The sequence below is a fragment of the Bacillus badius NBRC 15713 genome (genome assembly GCF_001591605.1).
In the GTDB taxonomy this organism is placed as follows: domain Bacteria; phylum Bacillota; class Bacilli; order Bacillales; family Domibacillaceae; genus Pseudobacillus; species Pseudobacillus badius.
The window spans coordinates 1-16039 of the sequence record NZ_BCVF01000012.1 but is presented as its reverse complement, the minus strand read 5'-3'; the positions used below and the strand labels follow the sequence as shown (position 1 = coordinate 16039).

Here is a 16039-nt window from a genome sequence, read left to right as displayed (position 1 = left end):
CGCTCTTTGGTGAAGAAGTCATTCAATGCTGTTGCAGATTAAGAAGGAAGGGATTTGTCACTTTGCCTCCTCGGCAGCCAATTCCTTGCCTTCATCTACTAAAATCAAGCCAAGCTCGTAATGCTGTCCCTCGTAAAGCGAGCCTTGGGCAAAGCGGTTTTGTCCGTTCACATCTAGCACCTCAAGCTTGCAGTAAGCTGCATTCTTCTGCAGCGCTTCATAAAATTCGCTTTCCGTATTGACGTCAATACCGTTTACTTTATAAATAATTTCCCCGATTTTCAAATCCATTTTCTTTGCCGGTGTATAGGGGAGAATCCCAAGAATCATGACGCCTTTGGGCTGCGGGGTAAAGAAATAATGGCGATCCTTTTCATATGCGTAATGGCGCCAGGAAATCCAAATACGCCCGACAAAAGCAAATACTGCGCTGACTACAGCAAGCAGCGGTACCCAATAAGCCGATACAGCAAGCAGCAATGTAACAGCCCCAATGGCCATCACGCTTTTGCCCGTCGCCTTTACAGCAAGTTCCGGCAGTGTGCTTTTAATCAGCTGGGCAAAGCCGATCAAGAAAGGAAACCAGATGAGGGAGTAAGTCTCCGACCCAACAGATATGACCGGCCACCAAGGCCATGGCGCTGTCAAATCACCGGCCGGCAGCACCAAAAACACCGGCACCAGCCATAAACGCTGAGCGAATTGCACACCTACCTTCAATCCGCGCGGGCTATCCACAAGGCGCGGCGATGTGCCCTGCCAGCCCCGTTTAAGCATCAAAATCCCCTCTGTCATCAATAAGAGAGCCAAAATAATGGCCATGGTCATCAGAATTTTGTTCAGCGAGAGACCGTCATACGGGATAAACGAATAGCCGATTTTCTCCGATACGCTAAAGATCAGCAAAGCCAGGCCAATCGTCCATGCAGGAGACAGCAAACGAAAGCCTCCTGCGCTTAACACAATCGTCACAGCAGCAATGACATTGAGCAGTTCCAAAGGGAGCGTAAAGCCAAAACCGATTGCGACAAGAGAGAGCAGCAGCCCGAGAAATAAGCTGGACGGCAAAATATAGCGAATTTCCTGGTAAATATCATACACGCGGGTATGAAAGTCTTTCCGTTCCCGGTTTACACGAAACATGCCAACGACGAAAGCAAGCAGGAACGAAAAATAAAAAATTGGATGGATAAATAATTTTCCGAAGCCGGCCAAGAGCTCCAGTAACCATTCTTGCAGCATAACGTTCCCCACCTTACGTGAATTGCATTATATTGAATATTGTAGCAAAAAAAGTGGACATGCGTGAGTATATATCTTGTTTCATTTGTGAAAGAAGTATTGCTGCACACAAAAAAGAACGACAGCCTCTTGAGCAATCGTTCTTTTTAAAGCCTCGCTTTTACCTATCCAAATTTCTAATATAAGAAAGCGCCGCTTGCAGCTGGAGATCATTTTTTTCCTCTTTCATTTCGGCCGTCCATTGCTCTTCCAGCTTTCTTGCTGTTTCTTTATTGATTTTCCCGGTCACCTTGACGCCTGACTTTATCTGCAGGGCACGTACAGCGTCCTCCGTCTCTTTGCTGAAGTAGCCATCTGTTCTTCCAGGCGCATACCCAAGACCATCCAGCATCATCTGCGCGCTTTTTACACGGTCATTGTTCATTTCACGCATTAGCGGCTTATTCACCTGGAGCGGGTGCGCGTAAAAGTAATCCGGCTGGCGCACTTCAATATCGGGGCGGATTCCTTTTTTGTGTATCCAGTTGCCATTCGGCGTAAGCCACTTATGAGTCGTCAGCTTTAAGTTGCTGCCATCTCCGAGCGGCACCGGCTGTTGAACAGTTCCTTTTCCAAAGCTTGTTTCCCCAATGATTGGATAGCCTTCCGCCTCCTTCAGCGCCCCTGCCAATATCTCAGAAGCAGAAGCGCTTCCCTCATCCGTCAGTACGGCCACCGGGTAAGGCTTCACCTTCTTCTTCTCCGAGAAATAAGGCACTTTACGCCCGGACTTTTCCTCTATTTGCATGTATGGCTTATTCTCGGTCACCAATTCTTTTAAAATTTCTTCAACGCTTGTTAAGAAACCGCCCGGATTTCCGCGCACATCAATCACGAGACCGTCCAGTTCTTTTTTCTCGAGCTTCTTCAGCTTCGCTTTGAAATCTTTCCCCGTATCTTCAGAAAAAGAGGTCATTTCAATTAAACCGATTCGCTTCCCTTGCTTCTCTCTCACTTTGGCAACTACCGTCTCAATCGGGATATCCTCACGCTTCACTTTAATATCCAGCGGCTTCGTCATGCCTGGGCGAATGATGCCCACGGTAACTGTCGTGCCTTTTTTTCCGCGTATTTTCTTGGTTGCCTCATAAATGGTCAGACCGCTCACCGATTTGCCGTCAATGGTCACAATTTGATCTTTCGGCTTTAGACCTGCTTTTTCGGCTGGAGAATCTTTAAATGGAGCGACAATCGTCAGCTTGCCCTCAACGACTGTAATCTCTGCCCCAATGCCTTCAAAGGAGGAATCGAGCGCTTCTTCAAATTGCTTTGCCGTATCGGCGTCCATATATACAGAATAAGGATCTTTTAACGAGCTGACCATTCCGTCAATGGCGCCTTCAATCAGCTCTGTACGATTGACTTTTTCTACATATTGATTCGCGATCACCTCGTACACCGTCTGCACTTTGTGAAGCTCATCCGGCGTGCTCTTTTGTTCTGATGCCATCCGCTGGGGCTGTGCCGTGTTCTCTTTTTCATCAAGCACGTTCAGCCCCCCATACATTCCGCCGGCTCCTATGATAAAAGAAGACGCCGTCAGCACTGCCACCCATTTTTTCTTCACCATTCCGTCCCCTCCAATTTGGAAAGCTAAAAAAGCCGCCCGGCTTACACTACCGCACGGACAGCCCTTTCTTCCACTTTATGAGAAGAGTGGACAAGTTATGAATGCCTCTTAGAAAAAAACGGTTCTAGTCAGGTGCCGGCTGAGTCGCTTATCCGAAAAATACAGCAGCAAAAAGGCAAGAAGCAAGCCTAAGCTTCATTGTTAGCTTGTGCTATTTTCTTGCCAGCTGTCATTTGCGCTATTCCATCTCATCGACAAGGCCGCGCATCATTTCCTCGTCCATCGGCCCTTTAACGACTTGATGGACTGTGCCGTCTGTGTTCAAGAAATAGGTGGTTGGAATAATACTGACTTGATACTTTTCGCCAACAGCCCCTTCCTCATCGAGCAAAACAGGGAACGTTAAATCATACTGCTTCACAAAGTCAGCCACTGTTGCTTGTCCATTATCCTTGCTTGTCAAATTGACGGCCAGAATCTCCGCCCCGCTTTTTTCCGCTTCTTTTTCATAAAAGCTCTGCATATGAGGCATTTCCGCTTTACAAGGCGGACACCAGGTTGCCCAGAAATTTAGAATGACCTTTTTCCCCCGGTAATCGGATAAAGACACTTTTTTCCCATCCAAGGTTTGCAGGGAGAAATCCGGCGGCAGATCACCCAGTCCGATTCCGGCAGCTGTACTTGATTCAGCTTCCTGATCAGCAACCTCTATCCCCGGATTTTCGATTTCTGTGATTTCCTTTCGATCCTTTATGATATTCACTGCTGCAATGCCTGCAAGTAAAATCAGCAGCAGAATGCCAAACCATTTCTTATCCAACAAAATCCCTCCTAATCATTAAAGTGAAAAATAACGCTGCCGCTATATATATCATATTCGCCTGGGAAAGCAAATCAGCTGACATCGATCCAAACAGCAGCTGCCATAGGGTGAATAGCCAAATCGTCCTGCCTGCTTGTTTCAAGGGAACAAAGAGCAAGACGAGTCCTCCCGCCAGCCGGAACCACATCGCTATGCCCGCCTGTCCAGTCAGCAAGGCCAGCGCTGCTTCAAAGGCCAGCACCATGACCATCCACGACCAAACGGCCTGCTTCTGTTTTTGCAGAGGGCATTTCCAGGCAGCATAGGCAATGACAGCCAAGAAGCCGAGCCACACCCCTTTCCAGCCGCCGTCGAAATATAACAAGGCGAGCGGCGAGTTCATAACAATAGTGAAGCTGAACAAAACAACGCTCCCCTTCCAAACAGCTATGAACAGAAAAACAGCATTCATATAAAAATCCAAAAACGGCTTGTCCTTTTTCAGCCAAATCGCCAAGAATGCCATGATACAGGCAGCTAAGAAGGCGAGTTGGGAAGCAGGAACTGTCAAAGACCCTATCGTAAACCAGTTCATCTTATTTTATTCCTTTACTTAAAAATATTGCCTGACAAATTGAATATGATTAATGACTTTTTTGTTAAACTTAAATAACCGCAAATGATTTAGTACCTCTACAGGTATTAACCTACACAAAAATTCTGCTTTCGTCCAATGTTTCGTCCCTTATATGTTTGCGCGGCAGGCTAACTTTCTTCTCACCTTTGAAAAAAGGAGTGTCTCTCAGCTGAAAAGTCAGCTGACGAGACACTCCTCTCCTCTGTTATTGATTAGTAACCCCAGCCAATATAAGCCGAGCCAACAATAATCAAGAGGATAAATAAGACAACGATCAACGCAAAGCCGCCTCCATATCCGCATCCGCCAGCGCTCATACTTTACACCTCCCCTTCACTTACAATTACAGCCTATTCAAAAGGGGGGAGATTGCGCGGGCGAACGCCCAGACTCTTTCGTCCTGCCAGCCGGCAAAATATAAAAGCCGTCCCTAAAAGCTGCCACCAGCTTTCAAGAACGGCTTTTTCTTAAAAGTTCACATATTTGCGCGGGTCAACCGCATTTTCTTTCGATAGTGTCCAAGGTCCTTCATGGACTTCGAAGTGCAAATGCTGGCCGAATGAGCGGCCTGTGTTACCCATATAGCCGATTACCTGTCCTTTGGAAACACTTCCTCCTTGGACCACACGCTCTGACATATGAGCATAAACGGTAGTAAAGACTTTTCCGTTAATAGAGTGAGAGATTAAAATACAGTTGCCATAAGAAGAGGAATAATAAGACCGAATCACTTCTCCATCTGCCGCGGCAACGATTGGCACACTGACGCTGTTGGCAATATCGATTCCTTTATGATCCCCTAAGCTTCTTGCACCGAACCCGGAAGAAACATGTCCTTGAGCCGGACGCATAAAGCTTCCTGCTGAAACAGCCGGGGTATCATTTGAACGGCTTTCAGTGACTGACTCTTCCTGCGGTGCTGCAGCTGGCTGCCGGCTGCTTTCCCTTTGGCCTGCTGCCGGCTGCTGCTCTTTTTGGCGAGCCAGACGGGCCTGTTCCTTGCGGGCTTCTTCTTCTTTCGCAAGGCGGGATTGCTCAGATGTGATGGCTGCTTGGATTGCTTTTTCTTGAGAAGCAAGCAGTTCCTTCTCTTCCTCCAAGCTTAGTTTCTGGTTGTGGGCATGATCTTCCTCATTGGCGAGCTGGTCCATTACTTGATCTTTAGCAGCCTTTTTCTTATCGAGGCCTGCTTTTAATTCCTTCAAATCCGCCAGCATGCTTTCCAGGTTAGCCAGCTTGGCTTTTACTGCTTTTTCGTTCTTTTCGAGCTGCTTCTTGTCTTTCTCTTGCTCTTGCAGAATATCTTTGTCTGCTTTCACAAGCGTTGTTACAGCACTGGCGCGGTTGATAAAATCAGTAAAGCTTTCGGAACCGAGCAGCACATCAATATAGCTTGCTGATCCACCGCTCTGCTGGAGAGAACGGGCCCGTTCCTGAAGAATCAAATTACGCTCAGCGATGCGGGCTTTGAGTTCCTCTATTTCTTTTCTTAATTTCTCTATTTCTTTCTTCGTATTAGCAATTGCTGTTTGCTTTTCACGGATTTGCTTTTCAGCCTTGGTAATGGACTGGTCAAGCTGCTTAATTTCTGCAGACAGCTTGGCCTGCTCACTTTGGAGTTCAGTAATTTTCTTGCTTTTCTCATTAATGTTTTGCTCAACGTTCGATTGCTTATTTTCAATTTGATTCTGGCGGCTCTCAAGATCCGATAGTTTCGAAGCAAATGCTTCTCCGGCCAAACCGAACGTGCTGCCAAAACCAATGGACGCCGTTAAAACAACTTTAAAACCTATGCCTTTCTTCAAACTCCAATTCTCCTCTCTCTTCCCCCGAAAATTTCTTGTTTATTTATCAGACTTTTAAAAACCTGCGCACAGCTACAAAGCTTCCCCACATGCCGATAAACGCTCCGATCAGCAGAAGGATTCCACTGATTTGCCATACAAATGGAGAATAAGGCAGCGGCTGAATAAAATGGCCCTGCATATATGTCGTCATTGCTCCGATTACATAAGAATAGCCAATCATCACGGCTGCGACCGGCAGCAAAGAGCCAAGCAATCCGAGCCAAAGCCCTTCTAATAAGAACGGCCAGCGGATAAACCAGTTAGTCGCACCAACTAATCTCATAATCTCAATTTCTTTTCGCCGCGCAAAAATAGTCATTTTAATCGTATTGGAAATCAAGAACATCGCTGTAAACAGCAAGCCAATGCTAAGAACCAGTCCAACATTGCGGCTTGTTTTTAAGAAGCTGAACAAACGTTCAACCTTCTTTTCCCCATAAATAGCATCTTCCGTATACTGGAAATTTTTGATCTTTTTTGCTACTTTCGGTGTATCTGCAGGCCGCTTCGTTTTCACTACAAATACGTCATAGAGCGGGTTATTTTGCTCAAATAGAGCAAAGTCTTCCCCCATGTCTTTAATTAAATTTTGAAGCTCTTTTTCTTTTGGCGAGTAGGTAACGCTTGCTACCTCCGGCAAGTTTGACAGCCGCTTCTTCAGCTCCTGCTGTTCTGCCTTCGTTGCATCCAATTTAACTAAGACACGCACTTCTACATCATTCTCTATATCGGTTGCGGCTTTGTTTAAGTTTAGTAGAATTGTCAGAAAAACTCCGACAAGCAGCAAAGTAACCGTCACAGCCGAAATAGCAGCAAACGTCATCCAGCCATTGCGGCTTAAATTTTTAAAGCTTTCCCTGAAATGACGGCGGAGTGTTCTAGATTTCATAACCATAATCCCCCCGCTGTTCATCGCGCACGATCCGGCCATCCTCAATCGCCAATACCCGGCGGCGGATCGTATTGACGATTTCCTTGTTATGAGTCGCCATTACTAAGGTCGTGCCTTTCGCATTAATCTTTTCAAAAATATCCATAATCCCCCATGCTGTATCAGGATCAAGATTCCCTGTCGGTTCGTCAGCAATAACGACCTTCGGCTGATTGACGATGGAACGCGCAATGGATACGCGCTGTTGTTCACCGCCAGATAATTCTCCCGGAAGCATTCTTGCTTTGCTTTTTAAGCCAACCAGATCAAGAACCTCCATGACCCGTTTTTTAATGGCGGACGGGCTTTCTTCAATAACTTCCATAGCAAAAGCAACATTTTCATACACTGTAAGCGTCGGAAGCAGCTTGAAGTCTTGAAATACTACGCCGATCTGACGGCGGAGCAACGGAACCGACTTGTCCTTCAAAGTCGATAGGTTGACCCCATTGACGACGATTTGTCCGCTCGTCGGCTTTTCTTCTCTATACATCAGCTTAATAAAGGTCGACTTGCCGGCACCGCTCGGACCAACAACATAGACAAATTCACCCGGTTTAATGGAGATATCAACGCCTCGCAAAGCAGTGACTCCGTTCGGGTATTTCTTTGTCACATCCTTCATTTCTATCATCAAATCACCTGTCATTTTTTGTCGTTTATGTATGGAAGAGCTGATAATATACGGCTCCCCAAAATCCAGATTCATTATATCACTGATTAAATGCTTGTTAAGGTTTATTTTGATTACATTTTCTTTTCATAGCGTAATATATCCGATTGTTTTTGGAGGATTTGCCAAAAAATGATCGTTTTTCTTGCCCTAAATGGCTTAAATACACGGTAAAAAAACTGAAATATTTTGTAACAAGCAAGGGGAATATTCTTCTGTTTATCGATAAAATATTGTCGAAAAAAGCGCGGTTATTATTAAATGCTGATGTTTTATTCATTAATATAGAGAAGCGGAAAGCGAAGTGCTTGAAATAGAAAGCAACCGTTCCCGTCCGCCTGCAAAAATAAAAAAGAATGCAAGCACAAGCTGCATTCTTTTTACACTTATTTTTTTGTAGCCAGCCATTCGGCTACTGCTTCAGCGTCATCGCCTTTAACTACATTCGGAGGCATTTGGCCTTTCCCGTTTTCAACAATATTTAAAATTTCATCCTTGCTGTATTTGCTGCCGATCTTATCCAGTGCAGGACCTACTTGCCCTTCAAGCTTTTCACCGTGGCAGCTCATACAGCTTTGCTTGTACACTTGTTCGCCATCCGCGCTGGCTGTTTCTTTGCCGCCATCATTGTCTTTGCCTGCATTATCATCCCCGCCGCCGCAAGCTGCAAGCGCCACTGATGAACCGATTAGCAGGGCCATTAATGATTTTTTAAATTCCATATTCTCTCCTCCTAGGCAAAAATAATCATTCCATGTTAAGTATACCAAAGCCAGCCTATTTTGAAACCAGATCAGTTGGCTAAAAGCAGGGCGAAACAGCAGCCAGACTAGTGAAATCAACTAAACCGGCAATTGTAAACATTTTTTGAACTTTGCACACCTAACTGATTACACGCTTAGTCCCCATCCTTTGGCATTACGGTTAGTGTATTGCATCAGGCGGATTTTATGTATCCATCCTCAAGTCCATACAGTTATTATGATAGCCTTTTTTAAGCCCTTTAAACCTTTTTTAAATGAAGAATTCAGCCGTGCTCATTGTTGACAAAAGCCCTCTGCCGGGAATGCCGGCAGAGGGCTGATTTCTTATAAGCGAGAGCGCAAATAAGCATTAATAAATGGGTTGATTTCCCCGTCCATCACCGCTTGAACATTTCCTGTTTCCTCATTTGTCCGGTGATCCTTCACCATTGAATACGGATGGAAGACGTAAGAACGAATTTGGCTTCCCCAGCCGATTTCCTTTTGCTCGCCCCGGATTTCCGCCAGTTCTGCCTCCTGCTCCTCTATCTTCTTTTGATAAAGCTTCGCTTTTAGCATTTTCATCGCATGTTCACGGTTTTTGATTTGTGAACGCTCCGACTGGCAAGTCACCACTGTATTCGTCGGCAAATGAGTAATCCGTACCGCAGAATCAGTCGTGTTAACATGCTGACCGCCGGCGCCGCTTGAACGGTATGTGTCTATTTTCAGATCTTCCGTACGAATGTCAATTTCGATATCGTCATTGAACTCAGGCATTACTTCACAAGAAACGAATGATGTATGGCGGCGTCCAGACGAATCAAATGGGGAAATACGGACAAGGCGGTGGACGCCTTTCTCTGCTTTTAAGTAACCGTAAGCATTATGGCCTTTAAATAAAAGCGTCACACTTTTTAGACCGGCTTCATCTCCAGGAAGGTAATCCATCGTTTCCACCTTGAATCCTTGCTTTTCTCCCCAGCGCGTATACATGCGCAGCAGCATAGAGCCAAAATCCTGGGATTCCGTACCGCCCGCTCCCGGATGCAATTCCAGCATGGCGTTATTCTTGTCGTAAGGGCCGCTCAACAGCAGCTGGAGCTCAAAATCACCGATTCGATTGCGAAACTCCTCAAGCTCCCCTTCAAGCTCTGCCTGCAGTTCGGCATCCGCTTCTTCTTTTACAAGCTCATGCGTCAGCTCCAGATTTTCCTGAACTTCCAGCAGCTCATTGTACTCATTAACAATTTCTTTTAAGCCGTTTGCTTCGTTGATGACCGTTTGTGCCGCCTGCTGATCATCCCAAAAATTAGGGTGCAGCATTTCATCTTCAAGCGCTGCAATGCGTTCCTCTTTTTGTTCTAAGTCAAAGAGACCCCCTGAAGTCCGCTAATTTCTTAGCTGTTTTGTCGAGCTCATTTCGAATTTCAAATAATTCCATCTCAGCACCTCTTCTTTATGTTCATCGCTATAGTTAAATGTCTTGCGTCATCTTATTTATACAAAAAAGCGCCTTCCGCTTTTCTTTTTGTCCAGCTTTAGGCGCTAGCGGCTCGCGGACAAATAACCCTCTGCCCTAGAAGCCAAGAACACTTCCTTGGCTGAAGAATATTTGCCTGTCGCCGCTGAACGAGCGCCTTCCGCTTTTCTTGTTACCCGCAGCAGTTTTTGTATTTTTTGCCGCTGCCGCATGGGCAGGCTTCATTTCTGCCGACCGCCGGAGCTTTTCTGACCGGCTTTTTCTTTGATTTGCCGTCTTCGTCTTCTTTCGGATTAACCGCTTGACCTTTTGCCACTTCCTGGCGTTCGAGGTTGTTGCGGATTTCCGCTTTCATGACATACTTAGCTGCTTCTTCGTTAATGGCCGCAACCATGTTTTCAAACATGGCAAATCCTTCGTTTTGGTATTCGCGAAGCGGATCGATTTGCCCGTAAGCGCGCAAATGAATCCCCTGGCGCAGCTGATCCATCGCATCAATATGATTGATCCATTTTGAGTCGACTGCACGAAGCAGCACTACTTTCTCAAACTCGCGCATTTGCTCTTCGCCCATTTGCTCTTCCCGCTCATTATAACGGGCAGTGACTTTTTCAAAAATGATCTCCACGATCTCATCGGCATCCTTGCCTTGTAAATCAGCCGCAGTCAGTTCACCTTCACTTAACAAGTTGGCATTTGCATAGTCGGCAATAGACTGAATATCCTTTTCGTCCTCTGCTCCCGCCGTGATTCTATGCGCTTCGACAAATTGTTTAATCACCATGAGGATCATGCCTTCTAAAATTTCACGCAGGTTTTCCGATTCCAGCACTTCATCACGCTGCTTATAGATAATTTCCCGTTGCTGGCGCAGCACATCATCATATTCAAGCAAACGTTTCCGCGCATCGAAGTTATTGCCCTCTACCCGCTTCTGAGCCGATTCCACTGCTTTGCTGACCATCTTGCTCTGGATCGGCTGGCTGTCGTCCATGCCTAGCCTTTCCATCATGGATTTCATGTTATCTGATCCGAAGCGGCGCATAAGCTCATCTTCCATAGAAAGATAAAATTGCGTAATCCCCGGGTCTCCTTGTCGGCCGGAACGCCCGCGCAGCTGGTTATCAATCCGGCGGGATTCATGGCGCTCCGTGCCGATAACCGCAAGGCCGCCCAGCTCTTTCACGCCTTCTCCCAGCTTAATATCCGTTCCGCGCCCAGCCATATTCGTCGCAATGGTGACGGCACCTGGCTGACCTGCTTCCATAATAATCTCAGCTTCACGGCCGTGATTTTTCGCATTTAATACGTTATGCGGAACTCCCCGTTTCGCCAGCAAAGAAGAGATCAATTCCGACGTTTCGATCGCTACTGTACCAACAAGCACCGGCTGCTTCAGCTGGTGGCGCTGGTATATATCTTCAACCACCGCCCGGAATTTGCCCTCCATTGAAGCATAAATTAAATCTGCCCGATCTTCCCGGGCGATTGGACGGTTCGTTGGGATACTGATGACCTTCATATTATAAATATTGCGGAATTCTTCTTCTTCCGTTTTTGCTGTACCGGTCATTCCAGAAAGCTTTTCATACATGCGGAAGAAGTTCTGGAAAGTGATGGTCGCCATCGTCATGCTTTCGTTTTGAATAGAAACGCCTTCCTTCGCTTCAATCGCCTGGTGAAGCCCTTCGCTGTAGCGGCGTCCTTTCATTAAACGACCTGTAAACTGGTCAACAATAACGACTTCATCTTCCTGCACAACATAATCCACATCGCGCTGCATCGTGACATGCGCTTTAAGCGCCTGATTAATGTGATGATTGAGCGTTACATGCTTCAAATCAAACAGGTTTTCAATGCTGAATGCCTTCTCCGCCTTGTTGATTCCTTCTTCCGTTAAAAGAACACTTTTTGTCTTTTCATCGTAAGTGTAATCATCTTCCACTCTTAGCGTGCGGACAAAGCTGTTCGCGTGAATATACAGCTGGGTTGACTTTTGCGCTTGGCCGGAAATAATCAGCGGTGTGCGCGCTTCATCAATTAAAATAGAGTCCACTTCATCGATGACAGCAAAGTGGAGCGGGCGCTGTACTTTATGTTCTTTGTAAAGCACCATATTGTCCCGTAAGTAATCAAAGCCGAATTCATTATTCGTTCCGTACGTAATATCGGCTGCATACGCTTCTTTCTTTTCTTCTTTTGATAAGCTGTTTAAATTCAGCCCGACACTTAAACCGAGAAAATTATACAGCTCGCCCATTTCTGCTGCGTCACGTGAAGCCAGATATTCATTGACTGTAATCACGTGGACGCCTTTGCCGGAAAGCGCATTTAAATACACCGGCATTGTGGCTGTTAACGTTTTTCCTTCCCCGGTCTTCATCTCGGAGATATTGCCTTCATGAAGAGCAATCCCTCCCATGAGCTGAACACGGTACGGATAAAGGCCTAATACACGGCGCGCGCCTTCACGCACAACTGCGAAAGCCTCTGTTAATAAATCATCAAGCGACTCGCCTTTGGCGTAACGCTCTTGAAACTCTATCGTTTTAGCGCGCAATTCTTCATCAGACAGCTGTTCCATTTTGTCTGCCAATGATTCGATTTGCAGCGCCATTTTTTCTAACCGCTTTACATCGCGTTTATTTGCATCAAACATTTTTGTTAATAAGCCCATTTATATAGCCGCTCCTTTTTACTTGCAACAAGTTAGTCCGTGAGCCTGAAAACCTCATAAAATCCTATTTAATATTACCACTATCACCTGTTTGAAACAACTGAACGGCATAGGGCAGGAGACGCTAAAAAAATAAAAGCGCCCGCGAAGGCGCTTTTATACTTGTACAGATTGTTTATTTTGCTGCAAATGCTCTTCCAGAACAGGTTCAATTTCCTTGACCCGCTTGGACAGACTCGCAGCAGATACCCCTAATCGGGAAGCCAGCTGGCTGTTGGAATAATCTGTGTCAACCATTCCGTGGGACTGTAAAAGCGAATAAAGGGCAGCTGTATAAATTTCCGGCTTGCGAATCGTTGGGTTTTCTTTGCGGCAATAGAGATTCCAGAGGAGCACCGCTGATTGCTGGCGCAGCTCTTCTACTCCTTCTTCTGCGAGAAAAGCCAGTAACGCATCTGCCGTTTTTTTCTGGGAATCTTTTTCCCAAGTCAGCTCGCTGTAGTCAGGCGTCTTTTCAGCCATTGGTTCTTCCTCGCCATAGATGGCAAACAGCCCTTCCAAGACAGGCAGCCAATTCGCAGCCAAGAACGACTGCGGATTCTCTTCTCCCGCTTGTTTAAACTGTGAAGCGAGCCAGCTTTCTGCCTTTGACACGACATATTGTTCAAAGTGAAAATCAATCATGAAGAAGGTATATGCTTGTTCAAATGGCAGCAATCCGCCGGTTACAAAGACCTCTTCAATCGGCAGCTGACGACGTGCGCGAATAGACATTTTCTCTCCTGACAACACATCTTCCACTTCATATACGTTGCCTTGTGCGGCTTTCACGGTACCCGCTATAAATTTGACTTGCGGCCATGTAAGAAAGACTTCTCTCGTCCGCTCTCTTTTCACCGTTTGGGCGCGCTGGGCCACGAATTCCTCAAGAATGGTCTGCCCATTCTTCACAGGCTGCGTCAAAATAAACCAGATTTCAAAAGCGATTAAATACACCTGCGGATCTTTGCGCAAAACTTCGTATGTATGTAAAAGCGATTGAAATCGTTTTTTCATTTCATATGAATGATGCTCCATCGCGTAATCGATGAGTTCACGCTGCAGGTTTTCCAGCTCTTCCTGCATCACGCCATGAATCGCCGAGCCTTCGATCTTTCCGCAGCATTTTTTGAACTTCTTTCCGCTTCCGCATGGACATGGTTCATTCCGTCCAACTAACATAAATTTACTCCCCCCTGGATCATCAACTCTTTCTCTATAGTAACATGAATTGTCAACTTGCAGTAGAGCGACCGATTTGTTAAAAACAGCCAAAAAATTTAAACAATTGTCCCTTTTTGTTGTTTAGTGTCGCCAGTTCCCTTGTGAACCGGCTGAATGTCTCCGCGCTTACAAAGAGAAACAGGCTCCCTGATTAGGGAGCCTGTTTTCTTGTTACAGTGTTGCTTCTTGGGAGTTTTGCGGCGCAGCTTGTCTTTCCAGTTCGCCTACACGGTTTTCCAGCTCATCTAATCGATGATTGATTGTTTCCCCAGATGTCCTATCTTCTTCAGAATCCGCTCTTGGCGTTTGAGAGACTGTCTCCATGTTATCTTCAGAATCTGGCCTATCACCAGGTTCTTCTTGAACCTCGCCGATAATTGTTTGAACAATCGTGTTCAATTCAACTTGCAGCACTTCCACCTTTTGCTGGCGCTGTTCAATTTCTGTCGTGTCTGCACCCTTTACTGTCAAGGAATCCAAACGGTTATTCACAGCAATGAGACGGTTCTCCAAAGCCGTTAATTTATTTTTATATTCCTCATGTGTTTCCATTCCTTCAGGAGCCGATTGCTCTTGTCCGCCGTCTTTCACCGCTGGCGTTTCAAGATTCAAGGCATCTATTTCTTGTTTGTAAGCGCCCAGTGTTTCTTCGATTTTAACAAGCTGCTGATCAATGGATTGGAATTGTTGAGTCTGCCCATTGTGTTTCTTGGTATCCGCATTCTTTGCCCACTCTTGTTTTTCGGATGGATGAACATCATTTTGTTGTGCTGCATGCCCGTACACAGGGACTGAAAACATGGTTCCTGCTGCCAGCGTCATTGCCAATATGGATGATGCTTTTTTCTTTTTTGTCATTCAATAACTCCTCCTTTAACATTGGTTAAGCAAAGATCAGCCAGCCGCCAGGAAAGCGTCAGCGCTTTTCTATCCGGCCTAGTCTTTACGCTACCCATCATAGCGGCTGGTTTCACCTAAAACCAAGGCCTAATCTCAAAAGGGGACAGGCTTACTGCTAAACTTTCATTTTTATCCATTTATCGCTTGATACTGTCTCTTTAAAAGGAACATTTTCTTGAAACTCTTCCTGACTTCTTTCCCTCTTTTTACGGGCGGGCTCTGATAACCCCTTGGGGCACAAGCATTTTCCCTTTCATAAAAAAAGTCTGTTGCCTGGGCGCTCTTATTGCTAAGCAAGCCTGCCTATAGGACCAAGCCTGCGATAAAAACAGTACGTTGGATCGAATATCAACAAAAAACCTCCGGCTGTCTGAAGACAGCCGGAGGTTTTGTTCATGTTCTATCAATTGGTTTCAATTAAACCGTATTTTCCGTCTTTTCTTTTGTACACGATGTTTGTGCCGTTGCTTTCCGCATCTGTGTAAATAAAGAAGTTATGGCCAAGCAAGTTCATTTGCAATACCGCTTCCTCAGAATCCATTGGCTTTAAATCAAATTGCTTTGTACGCACAATGGCCAGTTCATCTGTATCTTCTTCCACTTCAGTGGCTGCTGTTTCACTTTGCGCAGATGCAAAGAAATCTTGCGGATCGCCCTTTTCACGGAATTTGCGATTCACTTTTGTTTTATGTTTGCGGATTTGACGCTCTAATTTATCAACAATTAAATCGATCGCTGCATACATATCTTCATTTCGTTCTTCGGCTCGAAGCACGAGATTTTTCATAGGAATTGTGACTTCGACTTTCGAATTTTTATCAGAGTAAACTTTCAAGTTTACGTGGGCAGTAGCATCTGGAGATTCAATAAAATAACGCTCCAATTTGCTGATCTTTTTCTCGACATATTCACGAATTGCCGGAGTTACTTCAATGTTCTCGCCACGAATGCTGTAGTCTAACATGCTGACTCCTCCTTTTACAATAGCTATGTATATATAATTCTCCTTTCCTATAAAATCTCCTGCTTGACCTTGTAAAATTATTTGTCGAAATTTTGATAATTGCTGTCTATCCTGTCTATTTATTTTTTTCCATTGAAGCCAGCTCTAAATCATAAAGCTTTATCCCAACAATTGATATGCTGGGAAAGGGAAAATCATGACAGTCATTCTCTGCCCTTTCAAAAGAAAAAAGCGAACCGGCTGAAAGCGGTTCACTCCAGTATGTCGA

General features: G+C 45.5%; 14 protein-coding genes. All 14 read right to left on the bottom strand.

All coding sequences use genetic code 11. From position 1 onward, the window contains the following. Positions 1 to 57: 57 nt before the first annotated feature. Positions 58 to 1242, bottom strand: coding sequence for a PDZ domain-containing protein (locus BBA02S_RS08070; RefSeq protein WP_041094920.1), 1185 nt, complete (start codon positions 1240 to 1242; stop codon positions 58 to 60). Positions 1243 to 1402: 160 nt separating this feature from the next. Then, on the bottom strand, positions 1403 to 2848 hold the full coding sequence (locus BBA02S_RS08065) for a S41 family peptidase (RefSeq protein WP_041113527.1): 1446 nt from the start codon (positions 2846 to 2848) through the stop codon (positions 1403 to 1405). A 241-nt stretch (positions 2849 to 3089) separates the two neighbouring features. Beyond that, positions 3090 to 3671, bottom strand: coding sequence for a redoxin domain-containing protein (locus BBA02S_RS08060; RefSeq protein WP_041094923.1), 582 nt, complete (start codon positions 3669 to 3671; stop codon positions 3090 to 3092). After that, positions 3664 to 4248, bottom strand: coding sequence for a hypothetical protein (locus BBA02S_RS08055; protein ID WP_052474966.1), 585 nt, complete (start codon positions 4246 to 4248; stop codon positions 3664 to 3666). The genes BBA02S_RS08060 and BBA02S_RS08055 overlap by 8 nt, the downstream gene beginning before the upstream one ends. Before the next feature lie 254 nt (positions 4249 to 4502). Continuing rightward, the gene (locus BBA02S_RS20255; protein WP_082028000.1) at positions 4503 to 4607 is read right to left on the bottom strand and encodes a YjcZ family sporulation protein; all 105 of its coding nucleotides are present in this window, start codon (positions 4605 to 4607) and stop codon (positions 4503 to 4505) included. Between the two features lie 150 nt (positions 4608 to 4757). Beyond that, entirely contained in the window at positions 4758 to 6095 is a 1338-nt protein-coding gene (locus BBA02S_RS08050; protein WP_041094925.1) for a murein hydrolase activator EnvC family protein, read from the bottom strand. A 46-nt stretch (positions 6096 to 6141) separates the two neighbouring features. Then, positions 6142 to 7026, bottom strand: coding sequence for a permease-like cell division protein FtsX (gene ftsX, locus BBA02S_RS08045; RefSeq protein ID WP_041094927.1), 885 nt, complete (start codon positions 7024 to 7026; stop codon positions 6142 to 6144). After that, the gene (ftsE, locus tag BBA02S_RS08040) at positions 7016 to 7702 is read right to left on the bottom strand and encodes a cell division ATP-binding protein FtsE (protein ID WP_041094929.1); all 687 of its coding nucleotides are present in this window, start codon (positions 7700 to 7702) and stop codon (positions 7016 to 7018) included. Before ftsE ends, ftsX begins: the two co-directional genes overlap by 11 nt. Positions 7703 to 8127: 425 nt before the next feature. Beyond that, positions 8128 to 8463, bottom strand: a complete 336-nt coding sequence (gene cccB, locus BBA02S_RS08030; protein WP_041094932.1) for a cytochrome c551 — start codon at positions 8461 to 8463, stop codon at positions 8128 to 8130. Positions 8464 to 8829: 366 nt separating this feature from the next. Next, positions 8830 to 9928, bottom strand: a protein-coding gene (gene prfB, locus BBA02S_RS08025) for a peptide chain release factor 2 (protein ID WP_099098607.1) whose coding sequence is annotated in 2 segments (ribosomal slippage) — positions 8830 to 9855 and positions 9857 to 9928 — 1098 coding nt in all. Because the reading frame shifts where the segments join, the coding sequence is not laid out codon by codon here. 211 nt (positions 9929 to 10139) lie between these two features. After that, on the bottom strand, positions 10140 to 12644 hold the full coding sequence (gene secA, locus BBA02S_RS08020; RefSeq protein WP_041113431.1) for a preprotein translocase subunit SecA: 2505 nt from the start codon (positions 12642 to 12644) through the stop codon (positions 10140 to 10142). Between the two features lie 156 nt (positions 12645 to 12800). Then, a complete protein-coding gene (locus BBA02S_RS08015; RefSeq protein WP_052477266.1) occupies positions 12801 to 13865 on the bottom strand; it encodes an SEC-C metal-binding domain-containing protein in 1065 nt (354 codons plus the stop codon). A gap of 213 nt (positions 13866 to 14078) precedes the next feature. Continuing rightward, positions 14079 to 14765 carry a hypothetical protein gene (locus BBA02S_RS08010; protein WP_041113429.1) on the bottom strand — a complete coding sequence of 229 codons (687 nt, stop codon included), beginning with the start codon at positions 14763 to 14765 and terminating at the stop codon, positions 14079 to 14081. A gap of 445 nt (positions 14766 to 15210) precedes the next feature. Further along, a complete protein-coding gene (hpf, locus tag BBA02S_RS08005) occupies positions 15211 to 15771 on the bottom strand; it encodes a ribosome hibernation-promoting factor, HPF/YfiA family (protein WP_041094942.1) in 561 nt (186 codons plus the stop codon). Positions 15772 to 16039: the final 268 nt, after the last annotated feature.

Coding starts and splice junctions, on each gene's coding strand:
- hpf (WP_041094942.1), bottom strand. CDS start 15,771: ATGTTAGACTACAGCATTCGTGGCGAGAACATTGAAGTAACTCCGGCA.
- BBA02S_RS08015 (WP_052477266.1), bottom strand. CDS start 13,865: ATGTTAGTTGGACGGAATGAACCATGTCCATGCGGAAGCGGAAAGAAG.
- ftsX (WP_041094927.1), bottom strand. CDS start 7,026: ATGAAATCTAGAACACTCCGCCGTCATTTCAGGGAAAGCTTTAAAAAT.
- BBA02S_RS08010 (WP_041113429.1), bottom strand. CDS start 14,765: ATGACAAAAAAGAAAAAAGCATCATCCATATTGGCAATGACGCTGGCA.
- secA (WP_041113431.1), bottom strand. CDS start 12,644: ATGGGCTTATTAACAAAAATGTTTGATGCAAATAAACGCGATGTAAAG.
- BBA02S_RS08055 (WP_052474966.1), bottom strand. CDS start 4,248: ATGAACTGGTTTACGATAGGGTCTTTGACAGTTCCTGCTTCCCAACTC.
- BBA02S_RS20255 (WP_082028000.1), bottom strand. CDS start 4,607: ATGAGCGCTGGCGGATGCGGATATGGAGGCGGCTTTGCGTTGATCGTT.
- BBA02S_RS08070 (WP_041094920.1), bottom strand. CDS start 1,242: ATGCTGCAAGAATGGTTACTGGAGCTCTTGGCCGGCTTCGGAAAATTA.
- ftsE (WP_041094929.1), bottom strand. CDS start 7,702: ATGATAGAAATGAAGGATGTGACAAAGAAATACCCGAACGGAGTCACT.
- cccB (WP_041094932.1), bottom strand. CDS start 8,463: ATGGAATTTAAAAAATCATTAATGGCCCTGCTAATCGGTTCATCAGTG.